This is a genomic window from Burkholderia sp. MSMB1588 (assembly GCF_001546925.1).
In the GTDB taxonomy this organism is placed as follows: Bacteria; Pseudomonadota; Gammaproteobacteria; order Burkholderiales; family Burkholderiaceae; genus Burkholderia; species Burkholderia humptydooensis.
The window spans coordinates 2,236,949-2,260,705 of the sequence record NZ_LNJS01000001.1 but is presented as its reverse complement, the minus strand read 5'-3'; the positions used below and the strand labels follow the sequence as shown (position 1 = coordinate 2,260,705).

Below are 23,757 nucleotides of genomic sequence, written 5' to 3'. Positions count from 1 at the left end.
AACCGTTGGAGTTTTCGCTCGGGCGGCGGTCGCGGCGAAGGCTGGCGGCGCGAAGCTTTCGGATGGTTTCGGAGCGCGCGCCGAATCGCGAGCCGGCGCACCCAGGGTGTCGCGGCGCGAACGGAAGAGGCGAGTGCCCGCCGTCGCGCCATGATACGGCAGCCGGCTTAAGACCCAAACCCTCGTGGAGAAATACAAATGGCAGTCACGATGCGCCAAATGCTGGAAGCCGGTGTCCACTTCGGCCACCAGACGCGTTTCTGGAACCCGAAGATGGCTCCCTTCATCTTCGGCCACCGCAACAAGATTCACATCATCAACCTCGAAAAGACGCTGCCGATGTTCAACGACGCACAGAAGTACGTGCGTCAGCTCGCGGCGAATCGGGGCACGATCCTTTTCGTCGGCACGAAGCGCCAGTCGCGCGACACGATCGCCCAGGAAGCGCAGCGCGCGGGCATGCCGTATGTGAACGCTCGCTGGCTCGGCGGCATGATGACCAACTTCAAGACGCTGAAGGTGTCGATCAAGCGCCTGAAGGACATGGAAGCGGCGGTCGAGGCGGGCGAGCTCGAGAAGATGAGCAAGAAGGAAGCGCTCCTGTTCGAACGCGAAATCGCGAAGCTGCAGAAGTCGATCGGCGGCGTGAAGGACATGGGCGGCATTCCGGACGCGATCTTCGTCGTCGACGTCGGCTACCACAAGATCGCCGTCACCGAAGCGAACAAGCTGGGCGTGCCCGTCATCGCCGTGGTCGATACGAACCACTCGCCGGAAGGCGTGGATTACGTGATCCCGGGTAATGACGACTCGAGCAAGGCCGTTGCGCTGTACGCCGAAGGCGTCGCCGACGCGATCCTCGAAGGCCGCACGAACGCGGTCAATGAAGTGGTCCAGGCGGTGCGCGGCGGCGACGACGAATACGTCGAGGAAAACGCGTAACCGGCCCCGAGCCGGCGCAAAAAGGGGGCTCTCAACAAGCCCCCTTTTTTTAAGCCGCTTTTTTGTGCGGCCGATCCGGGCTGACGCGGCGCAAAAATTGCGCGGATGTCCGGAAACGAATGCCTGCCGCCTGCGTCGAAGTGCGGGCGGCGTTGTGAATACAGACTCAAGGAGCGAATGATGGCGGCAATTACCGCAAGCATGGTGGCAGAACTGCGCGCGAAGACCGACGCACCGATGATGGAGTGCAAGAAGGCGCTGACGGAAGCCGACGGCGACATGGGCAAGGCCGAAGAGCTGCTGCGCGTGAAGCTCGGCAACAAGGCGAGCAAGGCCGCGTCGCGCGTGACGGCCGAAGGCGTCGTCGCATCGTTCGTCGGCGCGAATGCCGGCGCGCTCGTCGAGCTGAACTGCGAAACCGACTTCGTCGCGAAGAACGACGATTTCAACGCGTTCGCGAAGACGGTCGCGGAACTCGTCGCGACGCAGAACCCGGCCGACGTCGCCGCGCTGTCGGCGCTGCCGCTCGACGGCAAGACGGTCGACGAAGTGCGTCTCGCGCTCGTCGGCAAGATCGGCGAGAACATCTCGATCCGCCGCTTCGTTCGCTTCGAAACGTCGAACAAGCTCGCGACGTACCTGCACGGCAGCCGCATCGGCGTGATCGTCGAGTACACGGGCGAGCAAGAGCAGGTCGGCAAGGACGTCGCGATGCACGTCGCGGCGATGAAGCCGGTCTCGCTGTCGTCGAGCGACGTGCCGGCCGAGCTGATCGAGAAGGAGCGCCGCGTCGCCGAGCAGAAGGCGGCAGAATCGGGCAAGCCGGCCGAGATCGTCGCGAAGATGGTCGACGGCAGCGTCCAGAAGTTCCTGAAGGAAGTGTCGCTGCTGAACCAGCCGTTCGTGAAGAACGACAAGCAGACGATCGAGCAGATGCTGAAGGCCGCGAATGCGGCGGTGCAGAAGTTTGCCCTCTTCGTGGTCGGCGAAGGCATCGAGAAGCGCCAGGACGACTTCGCGGCGGAAGTGGCCGCGCAGGTCGCCGCCGCCAAGCAGCAGTAACCAGTCGTAAAAGCGGTAACCAGCAGTACGCTTGACCCGCGGCGGGCGACCGTTCCGCCGCGGCCGGCAGCGCCGCCTGACGGGGCTTACAGCCAGCCCGGCCCGGCGGCGCTTGCTCGAATCAGCATTTCGCCCCTACAGTTCGTGCTTGTCATCCTCTCGTCGCTCGGAAGTCCCTATGCCCAATGCCTATAAACGCGTCCTCCTCAAACTTTCCGGCGAAGCGCTGATGGGCGACGATGCCTTCGGCATCAATCGCGCGACGATCGAGCGGATGGTCGCCGACATCGCGGAAGTCGTGCGTCTCGGCACGCAGCTCGCGGTCGTGATCGGCGGCGGCAACATCTTCCGCGGCGTCGCGGGCGGCGCGGCCGGCATGGACCGCGCGACGGCCGACTACATGGGGATGCTCGCGACGATGATGAACGCGCTCGCGCTGCAGGACGCAATGCGCCACGCGGGCATCGAGGCGCGCGTGCAATCGGCGCTGCGCATGGACCAGGTGGTCGAGCCGTACATCCGCCCGCGCGCGATCCGCCAGCTCGAGGAGGGCAAGGTCGTGATCTTCGCGGCGGGCACGGGCAACCCGTTCTTCACGACGGACACGGCGGCCGCGCTGCGCGGCTCGGAAGTCGGCGCCGAGGTGGTGCTGAAGGCGACGAAGGTCGACGGCGTCTATTCGGCCGATCCGAAGAAGGACCCGTCCGCGACGCGCTATTCGTCGATCAGCTTCGACGAGGCGATCGGCCGCAACCTGCAGGTGATGGACGCGACGGCGTTCGCGCTGTGCCGCGACCAGAAGCTGCCGATTCGCGTGTTTTCGATCAACAAGCCGGGTGCGCTCAAACGTATCGTTCAAGGTGAGGACGAGGGCACGCTCGTCCACGTGTAAACTCTCGCCGATGCGCACGGGCGGCGCGAAGCGCCGCCTTTGGCCATTGCCCGCATCGTTTTGAAGTTCGGAAGGTTCGGAGGTTGAAATGAGTGTCGCTGATATCAAGAAGGGCGTCGAGCAGAAGATGCAGCGCTCGATCGAAGCGTTCAAGAACGATCTGGCGAAGATCCGTACGGGCCGTGCGCATACCGGTCTGCTCGATCACGTGCAGGTCGACTACTACGGTTCGATGGTGCCGATCTCGCAGGTCGCGAACCTGACGCTCGTCGACGCGCGCACGATCGGCGTGCAGCCGTGGGAAAAGAACATGGTCGCGAAGGTCGAGAAGGCGATCCGCGAGGCCGATCTGGGCCTGAATCCGGCGACGTCGGGCGATCTGATCCGCGTGCCGATGCCGCCGCTCACGGAAGAGCGCCGCCGCGAGCTGACGAAGGTCGTCAAGGGCGAAGGCGAAACGGCGAAGGTCGCCGTGCGCAACCTGCGCCGCGACGCGAACGAGCAGCTCAAGAAGCTCGTCAAGGACAAGGAAATCTCCGAGGATGACGAGCGCCGCGCGGGCGACGACGTGCAGAAGCTGACGGACAAGCACGTCGCGGAGATCGACAAGCTCGTCCAGGCCAAGGACGCGGAGATCATGACGGTCTGAAGCCGCCTTGCGTCGCACTTTTTCCTGCAGCTACAGTCTCAGCGGCCATGACCTATACCAGCTCTACCGTTCGCGTGCCTGACGTCGCCGCCGTGCCGCGTCACATCGCGATCATCATGGACGGCAACGGCCGTTGGGCGACCGAGCGCCGCCTGCCGCGCGTCGCGGGACACACGCGCGGCGTCGACGCGGTGCGCTCGGTCGTCGAGGGATGTGCGCGCTCGGGCGTCGAATACCTGACGCTCTTCGCGTTCAGTTCCGAGAACTGGCGCCGGCCGAACGACGAAGTGTCGTTCCTGATGCGCCTGTTCATCACCGCGCTCGAGCGCGAAGTCGGCAAGCTGCATGCGAACGGCATCCGGCTGCGCGTCATCGGCGATCTGACGAAGTTCGAGCCGCGCATCCAGGCGCTGATCCGCCGCGCGGAGACGAAGACCGCGCGCAACACGCGCCTGACGCTGACGATCGCCGCGAACTACGGCGGTCGTTGGGATATCCTGCAGGCGACGCAGAAGCTCATCGACGAGGCGGCGCGCGAAGGGCGCGCGGCCGAGGTCGACGAGGATGCGTTCGCCCGCCATCTGGCGATGGCCTATGCGCCCGAGCCGGATCTCTTCATCCGCACGGGCGGCGAGCAGCGGATCAGCAATTTCCTGCTCTGGCAGCTCGCGTACACCGAGTTCTACTTCACCGATACATTCTGGCCGGACTTCGACGCCGGCGCGCTTGCCGAGGCGCTCGCGTCGTACACGCACCGCGAACGCCGCTTCGGCCGCACGAGCGCGCAGCTCGAACCCCAGGCCCAGGACGCCGATTCCCTTTCATGCTGAAGACCCGTGTCATCACGGCGGTCGTGCTGCTGGCAGTGCTGCTGCCCGTGACGCTGTTCGCGCCGCTTGCCGCGTTCGGCGCGCTGATCGCGCTCGCGCTCGTGTTCGCCGCGTGGGAGTGGGGGCGGCTCCTGAAGCTGGGCGGGATCGGTCCCGTCGCGTACGCCGTGGTCGCGGCGCTCGCGCTCGGCGCGAGCACGCGGCTCGGCATCGGCGCGGACGCCGCGCGGCCGCTTTTCGCGGCGGCGGGCGTGTTCTGGCTGCTGGCGGGCCCGTATGCGCTCTGGCGCAAGCCGGCGCTCGCCGAGCGCGCATGGAAGCCGTTCCTGCTCGTCGCGGGCCTCATCGTCTTTTCCGCGTGCTGGCACGCGCTCGTCGCCGCGCGCGCGCAAGGCGTACCCTTCGTGTTGTCGCTGCTGCTGGTGGTATGGCTCGCCGATATCGGCGCATACTTTGCCGGAAAGGCGTTCGGCAAGCACAAGCTCGCGCCGTCCGTGAGCCCCGGCAAAACCTGGGAAGGCGCGGCGGGCGGCTGGCTCGCGGTGACGATCGTCGCCGGCGCGGCCGTCGCGGCGCACGCCTTCGAACCGACCCTTTATTCGGCGTTCGTCGCGCATTACGGCGCGGCGGGCGCATTCGCGGCGCTCACGGCGCTCGTCGCGTTCAGCGTGGTCGGCGACCTGTTTGAGTCGCTGCTCAAGCGCCAGGCCGGCGTGAAAGACTCGAGCGGCCTCCTGCCCGGCCACGGCGGCGTGCTCGACCGCGTCGACGCGCTGCTGCCCGTGCTGCCGCTCGCGATGCTGCTGCTCGGTTAAAACTAGACCCTATTATGCAAAAACGTCTGACATTGCTCGGTTCGACGGGCTCGATCGGAGACAGCACGCTCGACGTCGTCGCGCGTCATCCGGAGCGCTTCGCGGTTCACGCGCTCACGGCCCACCGCAACGGCGACAAGCTCGTCGCCCAGTGCCTGCGCTTCGCGCCCGACGTCGCGGTGGTCGGCGACGCCGAAACCGCCGCGCGGGTCGAAGCGCAATTGCGCGCCGCGGGCTGCAAGACCCAGGTTGCGCACGGCCGGCAGGCGCTCGTCGACGTATCGACGAGCGACGGCTGCGACACCGTCGTCGCGGCGATCGTCGGCGCGGCGGGGCTCGCGCCGAGCCTTGCCGCCGCGCGCGCGGGCAAGCGCATCCTGCTCGCGAACAAGGAGGCGCTCGTGATGTCGGGCGCGATCTTCATGGACGCGGTGCGCGACCACGGCGCGATCCTGCTGCCCGTCGACAGCGAGCACAACGCGATCTTCCAGTGCATGCCGCGCGACGCGGCCGGGCACGGCGGCATCGCGAAGATCATCGTGACCGCGTCGGGCGGCCCGTTCCGCACGCGCGAGCCCGCGACGCTCGCGAGCGTGACGCCCGACGAGGCGTGCAAGCATCCGAACTGGGTGATGGGCCGCAAGATCTCCGTCGATTCCGCGACGATGATGAACAAGGGTCTCGAGGTGATCGAGGCGCACTGGCTGTTCGGCCTGCCGAGCGAGCACATCGACGTGCTGATCCATCCGCAGAGCGTGATCCACTCGCTCGTGTCGTATCGCGACGGCTCGGTGCTCGCGCAGCTCGGCAATCCGGACATGCGCACGCCGATCGCGCACGCGCTCGCGTTCCCCGAGCGCGTCGACGCGGGTGTCGCGCAGCTCGATCTCGCGCAGATCGCGGCGCTCACGTTCGAGAAGCCCGATTACGCGCGCTTCCCGTGCCTCGCGCTTGCCATCGAGGCGCTCGAGGCGGGCGGCGTCGCGAGCGCGGCGCTCAATGCGGCGAACGAGATCGCGGTCGACGCGTTCCTGTCGCGCCGCATCCGCTTCACCGCGATCGCGCAGACGGTCGACGCGGTGCTCAACGGGCTGTCCAATCGCACGCCGGGCGGCCTCGACGACGTGATCGACGCCGACGCCGCCGCGCGCCGCGCGGCGACGACGTTCATCGACAAGCTGCCCGCGCCCGGCGTCGAGCGAGCCGCCTGAATGGAGTCGATACGCTCATGAACGTGCTGGTCGAACTGGTCGCGTTTGCGGTGGCGATCGGCGTGCTGGTCGTCGTGCATGAGTACGGGCATTACCGCGTCGCGCGCTGGTGCGGCGTCAAGGTGCTGCGCTTCTCGATCGGCTTCGGCGCGCCCGTCGCGCGCTGGGTCAGCAAGCGGACGGGCACCGAATGGACGCTGTCCGCGCTGCCGCTCGGCGGCTACGTGAAGATGCTCGACGAGCGCGATCCCGGCGACGGCATTCGCGCGAACGAACTGCCGCACGCGTTCAACCGGCAACCGGTCGGCAAGCGGATCGCGATCGTCGCGGCCGGCCCGATCGCGAATTTCCTGCTTGCGATCGCGCTCTTTTCGGCCGTGTTCGCGACCGGCGTGACGGAGCCCGCGGCGATCGTCGCGCCGCCCGCGGCCGGCACGCCCGCCGCGGTCGCGGGTTTCGACGGCGGCGAGACGATCGTGTCGATCCGCGCCTCGGGCGCCGGCGACGCACAAGGCGGCGACGCCGAGCCGGTGCGCTCGTGGTCCGATCTGCGCTGGAAACTGCTCGGTGCGGCGTTCGACCGCAAGGACGTCGTGCTCGGCGCGCGCAATCGCGCGGACGGCGCCACCTACGATTTCCGCGTCGATCTGCACGGCGTCTCGAATCGCGACATCGACGACGATTTCATGTCGCGCCTCGGCTTCGAGCCGGGCGGCGGGTCGCTGACGGTGACGTCGGTGCTGCCGGGCGGCGCCGCGCAGCAGGCGGGGCTTCAGGCGGGCGACAAGCTCGTGTCGCTCGACGGCGCGCGCATCGGCGGCTCGACGCGTTTCATCGACGACGTGAAGGCCCACGCGGGCCGCGCGCTCGCGTTGCGGATCGAGCGCGCTGGCGTCGCGCGCACGGTGTCGATCGTGCCGCAGGCGCAGCGCGACGACGAGACGGGCAAGCAGGTGGGCCGCATCGGTGCGGCGCTCGCGCTGCAGACGCCGACCGTCGACGTGCGCTACGGCGCGTTCGAGAGCGTCGAGCTCGGCGTGCGGCGCACGTGGGACATCTCGGTGTATTCGCTGAAGATGTTCGGCAGGATGGTGACGGGCGAGGCGTCGCTGAAGAACCTGTCCGGCCCGGTGACGATCGCCGACTATGCGGGCAAGAGCGCGAGGCTCGGTTTGTCGGCGTTCCTATCGTTTCTCGCCCTTGTCAGCATTAGCCTCGGCGTGCTGAACTTGCTGCCGATTCCCGTTTTGGACGGGGGGCATCTGTTATATTATCTGGTTGAAGCCGCGACCGGCAAGGCCGTATCGGAGCGCTGGCAACTGATTCTGCAAAGAGCGGGGTTGATCTGCATCGTCGCGTTGTCGGCGATCGCGCTGTTCAACGATCTGGCTCGGTTAATCCATTTTTGACGCGTCGGGCGGCAGCCGCAACGGTGGTCGCCTGATCTGATGCAAGCTTAAACACTGGGGATGCATGTTGTTCAAACCTCATCGCTTCGTACCTAAGACGGTTGCTGCCGCGGCGCTCGCCGCGCATGGCCTCGCGGCACACGCAACGGCGCCCTTCGTGGTGCAGGACATCAAGATCGAAGGCTTGCAGCGCGTCGAAGCGGGTTCCGTGTTCGCCTACCTGCCGATCAAGCAGGGCGACACGTTCACCGACGACAAGGCATCCGAAGCGATTCGCGCGCTGTACGCGACGGGCTTCTTCAACGACGTGCGGATCGCGACGCAGGGCAGCGTCGTGATCGTCCAGGTGCAGGAGCGTCCGGCGATCGCGTCGATCGACTTCACCGGCATCAAGGAATTCGACAAGGACAACCTGAACAAGGCGCTGAAGGCCGTGGGCCTGTCGCAGGGCCGTTATTACGACAAGGCGCTCGTCGACAAGGCGGAGCAGGAACTGAAGCGCCAGTACCTGACGCGCGGCTTCTACGCGGCGGAAGTGTCGACGACGGTCACGCCGGTCGACGCGAACCGCGTGTCGATCCTGTTCGCGGTCGCTGAAGGCCCGAGCGCGAAGATCCGCCAGATCAACTTCATCGGCAACAAGGCGTTTAAGACGAGCACGCTGCGCGACGAGATGCAGTTGTCGACGCCGAACTGGTTCTCGTGGTACACGAAGAACGACCTGTACTCGAAGGAAAAGCTGACGGGCGACCTCGAGAACGTGCGCTCGTACTACCTGAACCGCGGGTATCTGGAGTTCAACATCGAGTCGACGCAGGTGTCGATCTCGCCGGACAAGAAGGACATGTACCTGACGGTGGCGCTGCACGAAGGCGAGCCGTACACGGTATCGAGCGTGAAGCTCGCGGGCAATCTGCTGGATCGCCAGGCGGAGCTCGAGAAGCTCGTCAAGATCAAGCCGGGCGACCGCTTCTCGGCCGAGAAGCTGCAGCAGACGACGAAGGCGATCGTCGACAAGCTCGGCCAGTACGGCTATGCGTTCGCGACGGTGAACGCGCAGCCGGAGATCGACCAGGCGTCGCACAAGGTGGGCCTCACGCTCGTCGTCGATCCGAGCCGCCGCGTGTACGTGCGGCGGATCAACATCGTCGGCAATACGCGCACGCGCGACGAGGTCGTGCGGCGCGAGATGCGCCAGCTCGAGAGCTCGTGGTTCGATTCGAGCCGCCTCGCGCTGTCGAAGGACCGCGTCAACCGTCTCGGCTACTTCACCGACGTCGACGTGACGACGGTGCCCGTCGAAGGCACGAACGACCAGGTCGACGTGAACGTGAAGGTCGCCGAAAAGCCGACGGGCGCGATCACGCTCGGCGCGGGCTTCTCGTCGACGGACAAGGTCGTGCTGTCGGCCGGCATCTCGCAGGACAACGTGTTCGGCTCCGGCACGAGCCTCGCGGTGAACGTGAACACCGCGAAGAGCTACCGCACGCTGACCGTCACGCAGGTCGACCCGTACTTCACCGTCGACGGCATCAAGCGGATCACCGACGTGTTCTACCGCACGTACCAGCCGCTCTATTATTCGACGAACTCGAGCTTCCGGATCATCACCGCGGGCGGCAACCTGAAGTTCGGCATTCCGTTCTCGGAAACCGACACGGTCTATTTCGGCGCGGGCTTCGAGCAGAACCGCCTCGACGTCGATACGAACACGCCGCAGTCGTACCAGGATTACGTGAACGAGTTCGGCCGCGTGTCGAACACGGTGCCGCTCACGATCGGCTGGTCGCGCGACGCGCGCGACAGCGCGCTGATTCCGAGCCGCGGCTACTTCACGCAGGCGAACGCCGAATACGGCGTGCCGGTCGGCAAGATCCAGTACTACAAGATGGACGTGCAGGGCCAGTACTACTACTCGTTCGCGCGCGGCTTCATCCTCGGCCTGAACCTCCAGGCGGGCTACGGCAACGGCATCGGCAACCCGTACCCGATCTTCAAGAACTACTACGCGGGCGGTATCGGCTCCGTGCGCGGCTACGAGCCGAGCTCGCTCGGCCCGCGCGACACGAAGACGAACGATCCGATCGGCGGCTCGAAGATGGTCGTCGGCAACATCGAGCTGACGTTCCCGCTGCCGGGCACGGGCTACGACCGCACGCTGCGCGTGTTCACGTTCCTCGACGGCGGCAACGTGTGGGGCAACGCGCCGGGCGGCACGAGCACGGGCGCGAACGGCCTGCGCTACGGCTACGGTGTCGGTCTCGCGTGGATCTCGCCGATCGGGCCGCTCAAGCTGAGCTTGGGCTTCCCGCTGCAGAAGCACGAAGGCGATCAGTATCAGAAATTCCAGTTCCAGATCGGGACGGCGTTCTGATCGATCAGGCACTGACTACAGCATCGAGAGGGTAATCTTGCTAACCGGTAAGTTTTCGAAACGAGTGATGTGCGCGCTGGCGCTTGCGGCCGCGCTCGGCGCGACGGCCGCGCACGCGCAGGACGTCGCGCGCATCGCGGCCGTCAATTCGGATCGGATCCTGCGCGAGTCCGCGCCCGCGAAGGCCGCGCAGACGAAGCTCGAAGCCGAGTTCGCGAAGCGCGACAAGGATCTGCAGGACATGGCCGCGCGCCTGAAGTCGATGTCCGATGCGCTCGACCGGAACGGGCCGACGATGTCGGCCAACGACCGCGCGCAGAAGCAGCGCGACCTCGCGCAGCTCGACACCGATTTCCAGCGCAAGCAGCGCGAGTTCCGCGAGGATCTGAACCAGCGCCGCAACGAGGAGCTCGCGGCGGTGCTCGACAAGGCGAACAAGGTGATCAAGCAGATCGCCGAGCAGCAGAACTACGATCTGATCGTGCAGGAAGCGGTGTACGTGAGTCCGCGCATCGACATCACCGACAAGGTGCTGAAGGCGCTCGCATCGCCTTCGAGCCTGTCGAACTGAACGGAGCGAACGTCGAATGGCATTGACGCTTGAGGCGCTCGTCGCGCGGTTCGGCGGCGAGATCGTCGGCGACGGCCGGTGCGAGGTCGGTGCTCTCGCGCCGCTCGATCAGGCGGGCCCGCGGCAGCTCGCGTTCCTCGCGAATCCGAAGTATCTGGCGCAGGTCGAGACGACGGGCGCCGGCGCGGTGCTGATCGCGCCGCGCGATCTGGAGAAGCTCGGCGCGGCCGCGAACGGCCGCAATTTCATCGTCACGCCGAATCCCTACGCGTATTTCGCGCGCGTCGCGCAGATGTTCATCGATCTCGCCGCGCCGCAGCGCGCCGTGGGCGTGCATCCGAGCGCGACGATCGACCCGGCCGCGCAGGTCGCCGCGAGCGCCGTGATCGGCCCGCACGTGAGCGTCGAGGCGGGCGCCGTGATCGGCGAGCGCGTGCAGCTCGACGCGAATGTGTTCGTCGGCCGCGGCACGCGGATCGGCGACGACTCGCACCTTTACCCGAACGTCACGATCTATCACGGCTGCACGCTTGGAGCCCGCGCGATCGTCCATTCGGGCGCCGTGATCGGCTCCGACGGCTTCGGCTTCGCGCCGGATTTCGTCGGCGAAGGCGACGCGCGCACGGGCGCGTGGGTCAAGATTCCGCAGGTCGGCGGCGTGAAGGTCGGCCCCGACGTCGAGATCGGCGCGAACACGACGATCGACCGCGGCGCGATGGCGGACACCGTCATCGACGAATGCGTGAAGATCGACAACCTCGTGCAGATCGGCCACAACTGCCGGATCGGCGCGTACACCGTGATCGCCGGCTGCGCGGGCATCGCGGGCAGCACGACGATCGGCAGGCACTGCATGATCGGCGGCGCGGTCGGCATCGCCGGGCACGTGACGCTCGGCGACTACGTGATCGTCACCGCGAAGTCGGGCGTGTCAAAATCGCTGCCGAAGGCGGGCATCTATACGAGCGCGTTTCCGGCCGTCGAGCACGGCGACTGGAACAAGAGCGCGGCGCTCGTGCGCAACCTGGACAAGCTGCGCGATCGGATCAAGGCGCTCGAAACCGCGCTGGCCGCGCGGGAAGGCGACGCCGGCGGCGCATGAACCCACGTCGGCCGGAAACGCGCGGCGCAGCCACTCGCAGGCTGCCCGCCGCGCCGGTCGACCGAACCCCGCGCGCCGCCTTCCCCGACGCGGCCCGCATCAGCACTTGCAGTCATCACCGCGCAGCCATTGCGTGAGACGAACCATCATGAGCACTGAAAAAATCAACTTCGACATTCACAAGATCCTCACGCTGCTGCCGCACCGCTATCCGATTCTGCTCGTCGATCGCGTGCTCGAACTCGAACCGCACAAGTCCATCAAAGCGTTGAAGAACGTGACGGTCAACGAGCCGTTCTTCACCGGCCACTTCCCGAAGCGGCCGGTGATGCCGGGCGTGCTGATCATCGAGGCGCTCGCGCAGGCGGCCGCACTCCTCACGTTCGCGGAGGCCGAGCCGAAGGACCCGGAGAACACGCTGTACTACTTCGTCGGCATCGACAACGCGCGCTTCAAGCGCGTCGTCGAGCCGGGCGACCAGTTGATCCTGAACGTGACGTTCGAGCGCTACATTCGCGGCATCTGGAAGTTCAAGGCCGTCGCGGAAGTGGACGGCAAGGTCGCGGCGGAAGCCGAGCTGATGTGCACGGTCAAGACGGCCGACGCGGCGCCCTGAGCGCGCGCGGCACGCAACGGCTACGCAACGCGACATAGACATTGAGAGGCAACGGCGCATGAGCAGGATTCACCCCACGGCGATCATCGAGCCGGGCGCGCAGCTCCACGAGACGGTCGAGGTCGGCCCGTACGCGATCGTCGGTCCGAACGTGACGATCGGCGCGCGCACGACGGTCGGCTCGCACAGCGTGATCGAAGGCCATACGGCGATCGGCGAAGACAATCGCATCGGCCATTACGCGTCGGTGGGCGGCCGCCCGCAGGACATGAAGTACAAGGACGAGCCGACGCGGCTCGTGATCGGCGATCGCAACACGATCCGCGAATTCACGACGATCCACACGGGCACCGTGCAGGACAAGGGCGTCACGACGCTCGGCGACGACAACTGGATCATGGCGTACGTGCACATCGGCCACGACTGCCGCGTCGGCAGCCATGTGGTCCTGTCGAGCAACGCGCAGATGGCGGGGCACGTCGAGATCGGCGACTGGGCGATCGTCGGCGGGATGTCGGGCGTTCACCAGTTCGTGCGGATCGGCGCGCATTCGATGCTGGGCGGCGCGTCGGCGCTCGTGCAGGACATTCCGCCGTTCGTGATCGCGGCGGGCAACAAGGCCGAGCCGCACGGGATCAACGTCGAAGGGCTGCGCCGCCGCGGCTTCGCGCCGGATGCGATTTCCGCGCTGCGCAGCGCGTACCGGATCCTGTACAAGAACAACCTGTCGCTCGAAGAGGCGAAGGTCCAGTTGAGCGAGCTCGCGCAGGCGGGCGGCGACGGCGACGCGGCGGTGAAGGCGCTCGTCGACTTCGTCGAGTCGTCGCAGCGCGGCATCATTCGCTGACGCGATGGCGTTCCAACCCACACCGCTGCGCATCGCGCTCGTCGCGGGCGAACCGTCGGGCGACCTGCTCGGCGCGTCGCTCCTCGGCGGGCTGCACGCGCAGTTGCCCGCATCGTCCCGCTATTACGGGATCGGCGGGCCGCGCATGACCGCCGTGGATTTCGACGCGCACTGGCCGATGGAAAAGCTCGCGGTGCGCGGCTACGTCGAGGCGCTCAGGCACATTCCCGAAATCCTGCGCATTCGCGGCGAACTCAAGCGCCAGTTGCTCGCCGAGCCGCCCGACGCGTTCGTCGGCATCGACGCGCCCGATTTCAACTTCGGCCTCGAGCAGGCGTTGCGCGGCGCCGGCATTCCGACGATCCACTTCGTCTGTCCGTCGATCTGGGCGTGGCGCGGCGGCCGGATCAAGAAGATCGTCAAGGCCGTCGACCATATGCTGTGCCTGTTCCCGTTCGAGCCCGAGCTGCTCGGGAAGGCAGGCGTCGCGGCGACGTTCGTCGGCCATCCGCTCGCCGACGAGATCCCGCTCGAGCCCGACACGCACGGCGCGCGGATCGCGCTCGGCCTGCCGGACAGCGGCCCCGTGATCGCTGTGCTGCCGGGCAGCCGCCGCTCGGAGATCGAGCTGATCGGCCCGACATTCTTCGACGCGATGGAGCTGATGCGGCAGCGCGAGCCCGGCGTGCGCTTCGTCGTGCCGGCCGCGACGCCCGCGCTGCGCGAGCTGCTGCGGCCGCTCGTCGACGCGCACCCGTTGCTGCCGGTCACGCTGACCGAGGGCCGCGCGCAGGTCGCGATGACTGCGGCCGACGCGATCCTCGTGAAGAGCGGCACCGTGACGCTCGAAGCGGCGCTCCTCAAGAAGCCGATGGTGATCTCGTACAAGGTGCCGTGGCTTACCGGGCAGATCATGCGCCGGCAGGGCTATCTGCCGTACGTCGGACTGCCGAACATCCTCGCGGGCCGCTTCGTCGTGCCCGAGCTGCTGCAGCATTTCGCGACGCCCGACGCGCTTGCCGACGCGACGCTCACGCAATTGCGCGATGATGCGAACCGCCGCACCCTCACCGACATTTTCACCGACATGCATCTCGCGTTGCGCCAGAACACCGCGCAGCGCGCGGCCGAGGCCGTCGCGCGCGTGATTGACAGCAGGAAGCCGCGCTGATGGCGACGACTCGCAAACTCCGCGGCGGCGCCGATGGCGCGGCCCAGCCCGCGCCCGATTTCGACGCGCCGGGCGAGATCGTCTGCGGCGTCGACGAAGCCGGACGCGGCCCGCTCGCCGGGCCCGTCGTCGCGGCGGCCGTCGTGCTCGATCCGGCGCGGCCGATCGTGGGCCTCGACGATTCGAAGGCGCTGTCCGCGAAGAAGCGCGAGCGGCTCTTCGACGAAATCGTCGCGCATGCGCTCGGGTACTGCATCGCATCGGCGAGCGTCGAGGAAATCGACACCCTCAACATCCTGCACGCGACGATGCTCGCGATGAAGCGCGCGGTCGAAGGGCTCGCGGTGCGGCCGACGCTCGCGAAAATCGACGGCAACCGCTGCCCGGCGCTTGCGATCCGCAGCGAAGCGATCGTCGGCGGCGACGCGCTCGTGCCGAGCATCTCGGCCGCGTCGATTCTCGCGAAGGTCACGCGCGACCGGATGCTCGTCGAGCTGCATCAGCAATTCCCGATGTACGGATTCGATGCGCATGCGGGCTACGGCACGCCGCAGCATCTCGCCGCCTTGCGCGCGCATGGGCCGTGCGAGCATCACCGCCGCTCGTTCGCGCCCGTGCGCGCCGCATTCGATCTGATTCGATGAAAGCGATCACTTCCCGCGACAATCCGCTGTACAAGCGCCTGAAGTCGCTCGCGGGCTCGACCCACCAGCAGCGCCGCGGCGGCCAGGCGCTCCTCGAGGGGCTGCACCTCGCGAGCGCCTATCTCGACGCGGCCGGGCAGCCGGAGCTCTGCGTCGTCACCGACGGCGCGCTCGCGCACGCGGAGGCGCGCGAGATTGTCGCGCGCATCGAGCCGGCGCGGGTCGTCACGCTGCCCGACGCGTTGTTCGGGCAGTTGTCGAACGTCGTCAACGGCGTCGGGCTGCTGCTGCTCGTCGCGCGTCCGGCGCCCGCGTTGCCGGCGCGCGTCGCGGACACATCGGTCGTGCTCGACGGCGTGCAGGACGCGGGCAACGTCGGCTCGATCCTGCGCAGCGCGGCCGCGGCGGGCGTGAAGCGAGTGTTCTGCGCGCCGGGCACCGCGTACGCGTGGTCGTCGAAGGTGCTGCGCTCGGCGATGGGCGCGCATTTCCTGCTCGATATCCACGAGGACATCGACGCCGGCACGCTGATCGAGCGGCTCGCGATTCCGGTCGCGCTGACCGATTCGCACGGCGCGCGCGCGATCTATGATTGCGATCTGGCCGGGCCGCTCGCGTGGGTGTTCGGCAACGAAGGGGCGGGCGTGTCCGCCCGGTGGCGCGACGCGGCGACGCATCGCGTGACGATTCCGCAGCCGGGCGGGATGGAATCGCTGAACGTGGCGGCTGCGGCGGCGGTTTGTCTTTTCGAGCAGTGCCGGCAGCAACGCGCGCCCGGCGCGTGACGCGCGCCCTTCGTCAATACGACTGCCGCTCGAGCTTGATTTCCTGCAGGATCGTCGTCGCGATTTCCTCGATCGACTTGTGCGTCGACGACAGCCATTTGACGCATTCGCGCCGCATCATCGCTTCCGCCTCGTTGATTTCGTAGCGGCAGTTCTCGGGCGCCGCGTACTTGCTGCCGGGGCGGCGCTCGTTGCGGATCTCCGAGAGGCGCATCGGATCGATCGACAGCCCGAACAGCTTGTCGCGATGCGGATTGAGCGGCGTGGGCAGCTTGCCCCGCTCGAAGTCTTCCGGAATCAGCGGATAGTTCGCCGCCTTCACGCCATACTGCATCGCGAGATACAGGCTCGTCGGTGTCTTGCCGCTGCGCGACACGCCGATCAGGATCACGTCGGCGTCGGCGAGGTTGCGGTTCGACTGGCCGTCGTCGTGCGCGAGCGAGAAGTTGATCGCCTCGATCCTCGTCTTGTATTCCTCGGTGTCCGCGTTCTGGTGAACGCGGCCCATCGCATGACTCGACTTCAACTGCAGTTCCTGCTCGAGCGGTTCGACGAAGCGCTGGAACATGTCGAGCACGAGCGCGTTCGAACGCTTGACGATCTCGTTCGATTCGCCGTCGACGAGCGTCGTGAACACGATCGGCCGGCGGCCGTCGTGCTGCGCGGCCTCGTTGATCTTCTGGATGGTGCCGTACGCCTTCTCGATCGAATCGATGAACGGCACGCGCACGAGCCGGAATTTCTGATCGAACTGGGACAGGATCGAATGCGCGAAGGTTTCGGCGGTGATCCCGGTGCCGTCGGAGACGATGAATACGGTTGGAAGCATGAATCGAAGAATGCGTCGAGCGTGTGCGTGGCGGCCGCGCGCGGCCGGAAAGCGGTCATTTTAGCAGGCGCGGGCGCGCGGCCTGGCGCGGCGCATCGCGTTGCGCCGCGCGCCCTCGCTTGCGGCGCGCAGCATCGCCGCCGGCTTCGCGCTATGCTCGTGCGGCGCCGCGCGGGCGGCGCTTCGCTCGTCGAACGACCCAGGAGCCATGACCGTGAACAAGAAACTCGTCGGCGCCGTGCTCGTCGCGCTCGCGCTGGCCGGCCGCGCGGCCGCGCAAACCCTGCCGCTGCCCGGCGGCCTGATCGACCTCGGCAGCCGCGCCGGCGAGCAGATGCTGGCCGAGAGCGGTGCGCGCAGCGCATACGCGTCGCTCGGCAGCCACTTCGTCACGCAGAAGACGCAGAGCTATTGCGGCGTCGCGTCGCTCGTGATGGTGCTGAACGCGCTGCGCGTGCCGGCGCCCGCCGCCGAGCAATATCCGCCGTTCCACTATTTCACGCAGGACAACGTGCTCAACGACGCGACCGAGAAGATTCGTCCGCGCGAACTGATCGAGCGGCACGGCATGACGCTCGATCAGCTCGGCGCGCTCGCGAACGCGCTCGGCGCGAGCGGCGACGTGCGCCATGCGTCCGACGTGTCGGTCGACGCGTTTCGCGCGGACGCGGTCGCGCATCTCGGCCGCCCGGGGCGCTACGTGCTCGTCAACTACCTGAGAAGCCGCCTCGGCCAGCAGACGGGCGGCCACATCTCGCCGCTCGGCGCGTACGACGCCGCAGCCGACCGCTTCCTGATCCTCGACGTGTCCCGCTACAAGTACCCGCCCGTCTGGGTGACGACGGCCGACCTGTACGCGGCGATGAACACGCCCGATGCGGACAGCGGCGGCCGCAGCCGCGGCTATGTGCTGATCGACGGGGCGGCAGGCGGGAGGTGATATCCGGGGCCAGACTGGAACTCGGAACCTGACGGCTGACACCGGACACATCGAGCACTCTCCTCACCGCACCGCCAAACGCCGGCCTCCTTGAGGCAGCACGGAAATCGGCGGTTCGGCGAGCGCGCCCGCGCCGACGACGCGCCCCGGCGCGCCGCGCGTCGAAACCGCGCGCTAGAGCACCATTGCGAGCGGGTTGCGCCACATCCGTTGGCCGGCACGGTAGAATAGCGGCAACCTGTTGGATAAGCCCTTGCGGCTGATGCGCGGCGCGGCCGCGTTTCGGGTCGCGATGCGCTACGGATTCCCGGCAAGTTCGGCGATTTGTCTGCTTTTTCGCCTTTCTGCCGGGATTTTTTGCAAGCGCGCCGGAATCGTCCCCGCCCCGCGAAGGCTTATCCGACAGGTTGTGCAAAGCGCGCCCCGCTTTTTGCAGGCGGCCGCGCTCCGAGCCCATTGCACGATCGAGCATTTTTTCACACTTAGGGGCTTGTATGACTAACGCAGCAAACGTCGCAAAGGATCAGGCGTATGTAATTCCGTTCGAGCAGTTGCGAATGACCGATGTCGAAATCGTCGGCGGCAAGAATGCGTCGCTCGGCGAGATGATCAGCCAACTGGCCGAGGCAGGCGTGCGCGTGCCCACCGGTTTCGCAACGACCGCGCTCGCGTTTCGCGATTTTCTCCAGCACAACAACCTCACCGAACGCATTGCGCAACGTCTCGAGTCGCTCGACATCGACGACGTGAAGGCGCTCGCCGAAGCCGGCGCCGAGATCCGCAAGTGGATCGTCGACGCGCCGCTGCAGCCGCGCCTCGAGCAGGAAATCCGCGCGCAGTTCGAGATCCTGAAGAACGGCTCGCCGGGCGAGCTGTCGTTTGCCGTGCGCTCGTCCGCCACTGCGGAAGACCTGCCCGACGCATCGTTCGCCGGTCAGCAGGAGTCGTATCTGAACGTCGTCGGCATCGAGGACGTGCTCGATCGGATGAAGCACGTGTTCGCGTCGCTGTACAACGACCGCGCGATCTCGTATCGCGTGCACAAGGGCTTCACGCATGCCGAGGTCGCGCTGTCGGCGGGCGTGCAGAGGATGGTGCGCTCGGACGTCGGCGCGGCCGGCGTGATGTTCACGATCGACACCGAATCGGGCTTCAAGGACGCCGTGTTCATCACGTCGAGCTACGGCCTTGGCGAAACCGTCGTGCAGGGCGCGGTGAACCCGGACGAGTTCTATGTGTTCAAGACCACGCTCGCGCAGGGCAAGTACCCGATCATCCGCCGCTCGATCGGCTCGAAGCTGATCAAGATGGAGTTCACGCAGCCGGGCGAGCCGGGCCGCGTGAAGACGGTCGACGTGCCGCACGAGCAGCGCAACCGCTATTCGATCACCGACGACGACGTGATCGAGCTCGCGAAGTACGCGGTCATCATCGAGAAGCACTACCAGCGCCCGATGGACATCGAGTGGGGCAAGGACGGCCGCGACGGCAAGATCTTCATCCTGCAGGCGCGCCCTGAAACTGTGAAGAGCCAGGCGCATGGCAAGATCGAGCAGCGCTTCAAGCTGAAGGGCCAGTCGCAGGTGCTCGCGACGGGCCGCGCGATCGGCCAGAAGATCGGCGCGGGTCCCGTGCGCGTGATCCAGGATCCGTCGGAGATGGAGCGCGTGCAGCCGGGCGACGTGCTCGTCGCCGACATGACCGACCCGAACTGGGAGCCGGTGATGAAGCGCGCGTCCGCGATCGTCACGAACCGCGGCGGCCGCACCTGCCACGCGGCGATCATCGCGCGCGAACTGGGCGTGCCGGCGGTGGTCGGCTGCGGCGACGCGACCAACGTGCTGAAGGACGGCTCGCTCGTCACCGTGTCGTGCGCGGAAGGCGACGAAGGCAAGATCTACGACGGCCTGCTCGAGACCGAGGTGTCCGAGGTGCAGCGCGGCGAACTGCCGCCCGTTGCGGTCAAGATCATGATGAACGTCGGCAATCCGCAGCTCGCGTTCGACTTCTCGCAATTGCCGAACGCGGGCGTCGGCCTCGCGCGCCTCGAGTTCATCATCAACAACAACATCGGCGTGCACCCGAAGGCGATCCTCGAGTACCCGAACATCGACGCGGACCTGAAGAAGGCGGTCGAGAGCGTTGCGCGCGGCCACGCGTCGCCGCGCGCGTTCTACGTGGACAAGCTGACGGAAGGCATCGCGACGATCGCGGCGGCGTTCTATCCGAAGCCCGTGATCGTGCGCCTGTCCGACTTCAAGTCGAACGAGTACAAGAAGCTGATCGGCGGCTCGCGCTACGAGCCGGATGAGGAAAACCCGATGCTGGGCTTCCGCGGCGCATCGCGCTACATCGCGGAGGACTTCGCGCAGGCGTTCGAGATGGAGTGCGTCGCGCTCAAGCGCGTTCGCGACGAAATGGGCCTGACCAACGTCGAGATCATGGTGCCGTTCGTGCGCACGGTGAAGCAGGCGGAGCGCGTCGTCGGCCTGCTCGGGAAGTTCGGCCTGAAGCGCGGCGACAACGGCCTGCGCCTCATCATGATGTGCGAAGTGCCGTCGAACGCGATTCTCGCCGAAGAGTTCCTGCAACACTTCGACGGCTTCTCGATCGGCTCGAACGACCTGACGCAACTCACGCTCGGCCTCGACCGCGACTCGGGCATGGAACTGCTCGCCGTCGACTTCGACGAGCGCGATCCGGCCGTGAAGTTCATGTTGAAGCGCGCGATCGACACCTGCCGCAAGCTCGACAAGTACGTCGGCATCTGCGGTCAGGGCCCGTCCGATCACCCGGATTTCGCGAAGTGGCTCGCCGACGAAGGCATCGCGTCGATCTCGCTGAACCCGGACACGGTCATCAAGACGTGGCAGGCGCTCGCCGCAAAGCAGTAATTCGCGGTAATCGCCGGTCCGGGCGGCCATCGGCCGATTGCCATCCGAATGAAGGCAACTTGCAAGGTTCATGCTATAAACACCCCGGTAACGCCGGGGTGTTTTTCTTTGCGCAACGGGAGGCGCGATGGTATCGGGGCAGTTTTTCTGGTGGATCGGCGTCGGTGTGTTCGTCGTCGCGGAACTGCTGACGGGAACGTTCTACCTGCTGATGATCGCGCTCGGCTTTCTCGCGGGCGGCCTCGTGCATCTCGCGGGCGCGCCCGCCGCCTGGCAGTTCGCCGCAGCGGCGCTCGTCGCGATCGTCGCCGTGATTGCGTTGAGGCGTTCGGGGCTCGGCCGCAAGCAGAAGCGCGACGCCTCCGCGAATCCCGACGTCAACATCGACATCGGCGCGACGATCGCGGTCAGGCATTGGCACGATCGCCGGGCGCGTGCGCAGTATCGGGGCGCGCAGTGGGACGTCGAGCTCGCTGCCGGCGAGCGCGAGGACGCGCATCTATACGAGGTGCGCGCGGTGCGCGGCAACTGCCTGATCGTTGCCGCAAAGCCGTCGGCTTAACCGTGCGCGTTGTCGTGCGCGTTTTTGCGCTTATATTCGCGCTCGTATCCGCGCGTTCGGCTTTCACATTCCAACCAGGAGGACTTGTTTCATGGATTTGTTGATCGTCTGGGCGGTGCTGCTCGTCATCGCTTTCGTGATCGTGTCGCAGACGGTGAAGATCGTGCCGCAGCAGCACGCGTGGGTGCTCGAGCGCTTCGGCCGCTATCACGCGACGCTGTCGCCGGGCCTGAACATCGTGCTGCCGTTCGTCGACCGGATCGCGTACCGGCACGTGCTGAAGGAGATCCCGCTCGACGTGCCGAGCCAGATCTGCATCACGCGCGACAACACGCAGTTGCAGGTCGACGGCGTGCTGTACTTCCAGGTCACCGATCCGATGAAGGCGTCGTACGGTTCGAGCAACTTCGTGCTCGCGATCACGCAGCTCGCGCAGACCACGCTGCGCTCGGTGATCGGCAAGCTCGAGCTCGACAAGACCTTCGAGGAGCGCGATTTCATCAATCACAGCATCGTGTCGGCGCTCGACGAGGCGGCGTCGAACTGGGGCGTGAAGGTGCTGCGCTACGAGATCAAGGATCTGACGCCGCCCAAGGAGATCCTGCACGCGATGCAGGCGCAGATCACCGCGGAGCGCGAGAAGCGCGCGCTGATCGCCGCGTCCGAAGGGCGCAAGCAGGAGCAGATCAACCTCGCGTCGGGCGCGCGCGAGGCGGCGATCCAGAAGTCGGAAGGTGAGAGGCAGGCGGCAATCAACCAGGCGCAGGGCGAGGCGGCCGCGATTCTCGCGGTGGCCGAGGCGAACGCGCAGGCGATTCAGAAGATTGCGCAGGCGATCCAGTCGCAGGGCGGGATGGACGCGGTGAACCTGAAGGTCGCCGAGCAGTACGTCGGCGCGTTCGGCAACCTCGCGAAGACGGGCAACACGCTGATCGTGCCGTCGAACCTGTCGGATCTGAGCACTGCGATCGCGTCGGCGCTGACGATCGTGAACCGCGGCGCGCCGGGCGCGGCCGGCCTGGGCGCGAGCAAGGGCTGAGCGCGGCGCGGATCGAGTGAGGACTCGAATGAAGAAACGGCCCGCTTCGAATCGATCGAAGCAGGCCGTTTCGATTTCGGCGCGGCTCGTGCAGTCCAGTTCGTGCGGCGCGTGCGGCAAAACGTCGCGCGTCAGGTGGCCGACCGCATGATTCGCGCCTTCTCGCGTTCCCAATCGCGCTTCTTCTCGGTTTCGCGCTTGTCGTGCAGCTTCTTGCCCTTCGCCAGGCCGATCTCGCATTTCACGCGACCGCCCTTGTAGTGGAAGTTCAGCGGCACGAGCGTGTAGCCGCGCTGCTCGACCTTGCCGATCAGCTTTTTGATCTCGTCGCGATGCAGCAGCAGCTTGCGGGTGCGGACGGGATCGGGCTTGATGTGCGTCGAGGCCTCGGGCAGCGGGCTGATGTGCGTGCCGATCAGGAAGATCTCCGCGTTCTTCACGACGACGTAGCCTTCCTTGATCTGGCCGCGCCCGGCGCGCAGCGCCTTGACCTCCCACCCCTCGAGCACGAGCCCCGCTTCATAGCGTTCTTCGATGTGGTAATCGAAGAACGCTTTTCTGTTGTCGATGATGCTCATGAAGGGAAATGGCCAACTCGTTTAAAATCACAATTTTAGCAAAGCGGGGCGGCGTTGGCCCGGCTTGCTCGTTTACCTTTGCGATGCCGCGCGATTTATGGCAGATGTCCAGAAAACCGTATTGATCCGCCATTCGGCGGAACAGATGTTCGACCTCGTCACCGACGTGGCCGATTACCCGAACTTCCTGCCCTGGTGCGGCGGCGTCGAGATTCGCCGCCGCGACGAAACCGGGATGGAGGCGCGGATCGACATCAATTTCAAGGGCATCAAGCAGCATTTCGCGACCCACAACACGCAACAGCGCCCGACCCGGATCGACATGGAGTTCGCCGACGGGCCGTTTCGCAAGTTCACCGGCTACTGGCGCTTCACGCCGCTGCGCGCGGACGCGTGCAAGATCGAGTTCGCGCTGCACTACGAGTTCTCGAGCATCATCCTCGAGAAGATCATCGGTCCCGTGTTCACGCACATCGCGAATACGTTCGTCGAATCGTTCGTGAAGCGCGCCGATCAGCGCTACGGCAAGGGGTGACGCACATGCCGAAGGTTCAGGTCTGCTATGCGTTGCCCGAGCGGCAGACGCTCGTCGCCGTCGACGTGCCGGCCGGCGCGACCGTGCGCGACGCGATCCTCGCGAGCGGCGTGCTCGCGCTGCATCCCGACGTCGACCTCGCGACGCTGAAGACGGGCATTTTCGGCAAGCTCGCGCCGCTCGACGCACCCGTCGCCGACGGCGATCGCGTCGAGCTCTACCGGCCGCTCATCGTCGATCCGAAGGTTGCGCGGCAGCGCCGCGTCGACAAGACCCGCCGCGAGGGATCGATCGAGGGCCGCAAGTGGTTGCCGAAGGATTCGCGCTGAGCGGCGCGCAGCGTGGGCGATTCGCCTGACGAAATCCGTCGCCGCCTATTCGTCAAGGCTATCGTCAACGCTATTCGTCAACGCGTTTCGCCGAGCGGTCCGGCCAAACATCCGATGAAATGCGCGGCGCC

The 23,757-nt window shown here is 66.6% G+C and carries 23 protein-coding genes and 1 pseudogene; 22 read left to right on the top strand and 2 right to left on the bottom strand.

The window, feature by feature from the left end:
• The first annotated feature begins 198 nt into the window (after positions 1–198).
• The 16 genes from rpsB to WS92_RS21935 all read left to right on the top strand — a co-directional run bounded on the left by rpsB (position 199) and on the right by WS92_RS21935 (position 15,920).
• Positions 199–942 (top strand): 30S ribosomal protein S2, encoded by a 744-nt coding sequence (gene rpsB, locus WS92_RS22010; protein WP_009912840.1) that lies wholly within the window; start codon positions 199–201, stop codon positions 940–942.
• Positions 943–1,122: 180 nt separating this feature from the next.
• Positions 1,123–2,004, top strand: coding sequence for a translation elongation factor Ts (gene tsf, locus WS92_RS22005; RefSeq protein WP_006026063.1), 882 nt, complete (start codon positions 1,123–1,125; stop codon positions 2,002–2,004).
• A gap of 178 nt (positions 2,005–2,182) precedes the next feature.
• Positions 2,183–2,896 (top strand): UMP kinase, encoded by a 714-nt coding sequence (gene pyrH / locus WS92_RS22000; protein WP_004193606.1) that lies wholly within the window; start codon positions 2,183–2,185, stop codon positions 2,894–2,896.
• A gap of 88 nt (positions 2,897–2,984) precedes the next feature.
• The gene (frr, locus tag WS92_RS21995) at positions 2,985–3,545 is read left to right on the top strand and encodes a ribosome recycling factor (RefSeq protein ID WP_006026064.1); all 561 of its coding nucleotides are present in this window, start codon (positions 2,985–2,987) and stop codon (positions 3,543–3,545) included.
• A 47-nt stretch (positions 3,546–3,592) separates the two neighbouring features.
• Positions 3,593–4,375: a polyprenyl diphosphate synthase gene (gene uppS / locus WS92_RS21990; RefSeq protein WP_059934582.1), complete on the top strand. Its 783-nt coding sequence runs from the start codon at positions 3,593–3,595 to the stop codon at positions 4,373–4,375.
• The gene (locus WS92_RS21985; protein ID WP_059934583.1) at positions 4,369–5,190 is read left to right on the top strand and encodes a phosphatidate cytidylyltransferase; all 822 of its coding nucleotides are present in this window, start codon (positions 4,369–4,371) and stop codon (positions 5,188–5,190) included. Before uppS ends, WS92_RS21985 begins: the two co-directional genes overlap by 7 nt.
• A gap of 14 nt (positions 5,191–5,204) precedes the next feature.
• Complete coding sequence (locus tag WS92_RS21980) at positions 5,205–6,401, top strand: 1-deoxy-D-xylulose-5-phosphate reductoisomerase (protein ID WP_059934584.1); 1,197 nt, start codon at positions 5,205–5,207, stop codon at positions 6,399–6,401.
• Positions 6,402–6,418: 17 nt separating this feature from the next.
• The gene (gene rseP / locus WS92_RS21975) at positions 6,419–7,810 is read left to right on the top strand and encodes an RIP metalloprotease RseP (RefSeq protein ID WP_059934585.1); all 1,392 of its coding nucleotides are present in this window, start codon (positions 6,419–6,421) and stop codon (positions 7,808–7,810) included.
• Positions 7,811–7,874: 64 nt separating this feature from the next.
• Positions 7,875–10,184 (top strand): outer membrane protein assembly factor BamA, encoded by a 2,310-nt coding sequence (gene bamA, locus WS92_RS21970; RefSeq protein WP_045554835.1) that lies wholly within the window; start codon positions 7,875–7,877, stop codon positions 10,182–10,184.
• A gap of 67 nt (positions 10,185–10,251) precedes the next feature.
• Positions 10,252–10,755, top strand: coding sequence for an OmpH/Skp family outer membrane protein (locus WS92_RS21965; RefSeq protein ID WP_006026070.1), 504 nt, complete (start codon positions 10,252–10,254; stop codon positions 10,753–10,755).
• 16 nt (positions 10,756–10,771) lie between these two features.
• Complete coding sequence (gene lpxD / locus WS92_RS21960; RefSeq protein ID WP_059934586.1) at positions 10,772–11,857, top strand: UDP-3-O-(3-hydroxymyristoyl)glucosamine N-acyltransferase; 1,086 nt, start codon at positions 10,772–10,774, stop codon at positions 11,855–11,857.
• 148 nt (positions 11,858–12,005) lie between these two features.
• Complete coding sequence (gene fabZ / locus WS92_RS21955; protein ID WP_006026072.1) at positions 12,006–12,473, top strand: 3-hydroxyacyl-ACP dehydratase FabZ; 468 nt, start codon at positions 12,006–12,008, stop codon at positions 12,471–12,473.
• Between the two features lie 58 nt (positions 12,474–12,531).
• Positions 12,532–13,320 carry an acyl-ACP--UDP-N-acetylglucosamine O-acyltransferase gene (gene lpxA, locus WS92_RS21950; RefSeq protein WP_006026073.1) on the top strand — a complete coding sequence of 263 codons (789 nt, stop codon included), beginning with the start codon at positions 12,532–12,534 and terminating at the stop codon, positions 13,318–13,320.
• A gap of 4 nt (positions 13,321–13,324) precedes the next feature.
• A complete protein-coding gene (gene lpxB, locus WS92_RS21945; RefSeq protein ID WP_006026074.1) occupies positions 13,325–14,491 on the top strand; it encodes a lipid-A-disaccharide synthase in 1,167 nt (388 codons plus the stop codon).
• On the top strand, positions 14,491–15,135 hold the full coding sequence (gene rnhB / locus WS92_RS21940) for a ribonuclease HII (RefSeq protein WP_059934587.1): 645 nt from the start codon (positions 14,491–14,493) through the stop codon (positions 15,133–15,135). The genes lpxB and rnhB overlap by 1 nt, the downstream gene beginning before the upstream one ends.
• Entirely contained in the window at positions 15,132–15,920 is a 789-nt protein-coding gene (locus WS92_RS21935; protein WP_006026076.1) for a TrmH family RNA methyltransferase, read from the top strand. The genes rnhB and WS92_RS21935 overlap by 4 nt, the downstream gene beginning before the upstream one ends.
• Positions 15,921–15,933: 13 nt before the next feature.
• Here WS92_RS21935 and WS92_RS21930 read toward each other — a convergent pair whose 3' ends face one another.
• Entirely contained in the window at positions 15,934–16,749 is an 816-nt protein-coding gene (locus WS92_RS21930) for a posphoenolpyruvate synthetase regulatory kinase/phosphorylase PpsR (RefSeq protein WP_006026077.1), read from the bottom strand.
• A gap of 122 nt (positions 16,750–16,871) precedes the next feature.
• Between WS92_RS21930 and WS92_RS21925 the strand changes: the two are divergent.
• From WS92_RS21925 to WS92_RS21910, 4 genes and pseudogenes are all read left to right on the top strand, one after another.
• Positions 16,872–17,689: pseudogene (locus tag WS92_RS21925) on the top strand (phytochelatin synthase family protein); the annotation flags it as partial.
• Between the two features lie 494 nt (positions 17,690–18,183).
• Entirely contained in the window at positions 18,184–20,583 is a 2,400-nt protein-coding gene (gene ppsA, locus WS92_RS21920; RefSeq protein WP_059934589.1) for a phosphoenolpyruvate synthase, read from the top strand.
• 127 nt (positions 20,584–20,710) lie between these two features.
• On the top strand, positions 20,711–21,145 hold the full coding sequence (locus WS92_RS21915) for an NfeD family protein (RefSeq protein ID WP_015602049.1): 435 nt from the start codon (positions 20,711–20,713) through the stop codon (positions 21,143–21,145).
• Between the two features lie 91 nt (positions 21,146–21,236).
• Positions 21,237–22,184, top strand: coding sequence for an SPFH domain-containing protein (locus tag WS92_RS21910; RefSeq protein WP_041861631.1), 948 nt, complete (start codon positions 21,237–21,239; stop codon positions 22,182–22,184).
• Between the two features lie 131 nt (positions 22,185–22,315).
• Here the strand turns inward: WS92_RS21910 and smpB are convergent, their stop codons facing one another.
• The gene (gene smpB, locus WS92_RS21905) at positions 22,316–22,762 is read right to left on the bottom strand and encodes an SsrA-binding protein SmpB (RefSeq protein ID WP_006026082.1); all 447 of its coding nucleotides are present in this window, start codon (positions 22,760–22,762) and stop codon (positions 22,316–22,318) included.
• A 97-nt stretch (positions 22,763–22,859) separates the two neighbouring features.
• Here smpB and WS92_RS21900 point away from each other — a divergent pair, with 97 nt between their 5' ends.
• Complete coding sequence (locus tag WS92_RS21900) at positions 22,860–23,297, top strand: type II toxin-antitoxin system RatA family toxin (protein ID WP_006026083.1); 438 nt, start codon at positions 22,860–22,862, stop codon at positions 23,295–23,297.
• 5 nt (positions 23,298–23,302) lie between these two features.
• Positions 23,303–23,626 carry an RnfH family protein gene (locus WS92_RS21895; protein WP_009912827.1) on the top strand — a complete coding sequence of 108 codons (324 nt, stop codon included), beginning with the start codon at positions 23,303–23,305 and terminating at the stop codon, positions 23,624–23,626.
• Positions 23,627–23,757: the final 131 nt, after the last annotated feature.

Bases quoted from the DNA above. Each gene is read 5' to 3' on its own strand.
- rseP (WP_059934585.1), top strand. From the start codon at position 6,419: ATGAACGTGCTGGTCGAACTGGTCGCGTTTGCGGTGGCGATCGGCGTG.
- WS92_RS21895 (WP_009912827.1), top strand. From the start codon at position 23,303: ATGCCGAAGGTTCAGGTCTGCTATGCGTTGCCCGAGCGGCAGACGCTC.
- WS92_RS21985 (WP_059934583.1), top strand. From the start codon at position 4,369: ATGCTGAAGACCCGTGTCATCACGGCGGTCGTGCTGCTGGCAGTGCTG.
- lpxA (WP_006026073.1), top strand. From the start codon at position 12,532: ATGAGCAGGATTCACCCCACGGCGATCATCGAGCCGGGCGCGCAGCTC.
- WS92_RS21980 (WP_059934584.1), top strand. From the start codon at position 5,205: ATGCAAAAACGTCTGACATTGCTCGGTTCGACGGGCTCGATCGGAGAC.
- bamA (WP_045554835.1), top strand. From the start codon at position 7,875: ATGTTGTTCAAACCTCATCGCTTCGTACCTAAGACGGTTGCTGCCGCG.
- uppS (WP_059934582.1), top strand. From the start codon at position 3,593: ATGACCTATACCAGCTCTACCGTTCGCGTGCCTGACGTCGCCGCCGTG.
- fabZ (WP_006026072.1), top strand. From the start codon at position 12,006: ATGAGCACTGAAAAAATCAACTTCGACATTCACAAGATCCTCACGCTG.
- rnhB (WP_059934587.1), top strand. From the start codon at position 14,491: ATGGCGACGACTCGCAAACTCCGCGGCGGCGCCGATGGCGCGGCCCAG.
- lpxD (WP_059934586.1), top strand. From the start codon at position 10,772: ATGGCATTGACGCTTGAGGCGCTCGTCGCGCGGTTCGGCGGCGAGATC.
- rpsB (WP_009912840.1), top strand. From the start codon at position 199: ATGGCAGTCACGATGCGCCAAATGCTGGAAGCCGGTGTCCACTTCGGC.
- WS92_RS21965 (WP_006026070.1), top strand. From the start codon at position 10,252: ATGTGCGCGCTGGCGCTTGCGGCCGCGCTCGGCGCGACGGCCGCGCAC.
- smpB (WP_006026082.1), bottom strand. From the start codon at position 22,762: ATGAGCATCATCGACAACAGAAAAGCGTTCTTCGATTACCACATCGAA.
- WS92_RS21935 (WP_006026076.1), top strand. From the start codon at position 15,132: ATGAAAGCGATCACTTCCCGCGACAATCCGCTGTACAAGCGCCTGAAG.
- WS92_RS21915 (WP_015602049.1), top strand. From the start codon at position 20,711: ATGGTATCGGGGCAGTTTTTCTGGTGGATCGGCGTCGGTGTGTTCGTC.
- tsf (WP_006026063.1), top strand. From the start codon at position 1,123: ATGGCGGCAATTACCGCAAGCATGGTGGCAGAACTGCGCGCGAAGACC.
- WS92_RS21900 (WP_006026083.1), top strand. From the start codon at position 22,860: ATGGCAGATGTCCAGAAAACCGTATTGATCCGCCATTCGGCGGAACAG.
- lpxB (WP_006026074.1), top strand. From the start codon at position 13,325: ATGGCGTTCCAACCCACACCGCTGCGCATCGCGCTCGTCGCGGGCGAA.
- frr (WP_006026064.1), top strand. From the start codon at position 2,985: ATGAGTGTCGCTGATATCAAGAAGGGCGTCGAGCAGAAGATGCAGCGC.
- ppsA (WP_059934589.1), top strand. From the start codon at position 18,184: ATGACTAACGCAGCAAACGTCGCAAAGGATCAGGCGTATGTAATTCCG.
- pyrH (WP_004193606.1), top strand. From the start codon at position 2,183: ATGCCCAATGCCTATAAACGCGTCCTCCTCAAACTTTCCGGCGAAGCG.
- WS92_RS21930 (WP_006026077.1), bottom strand. From the start codon at position 16,749: ATGCTTCCAACCGTATTCATCGTCTCCGACGGCACCGGGATCACCGCC.
- WS92_RS21910 (WP_041861631.1), top strand. From the start codon at position 21,237: ATGGATTTGTTGATCGTCTGGGCGGTGCTGCTCGTCATCGCTTTCGTG.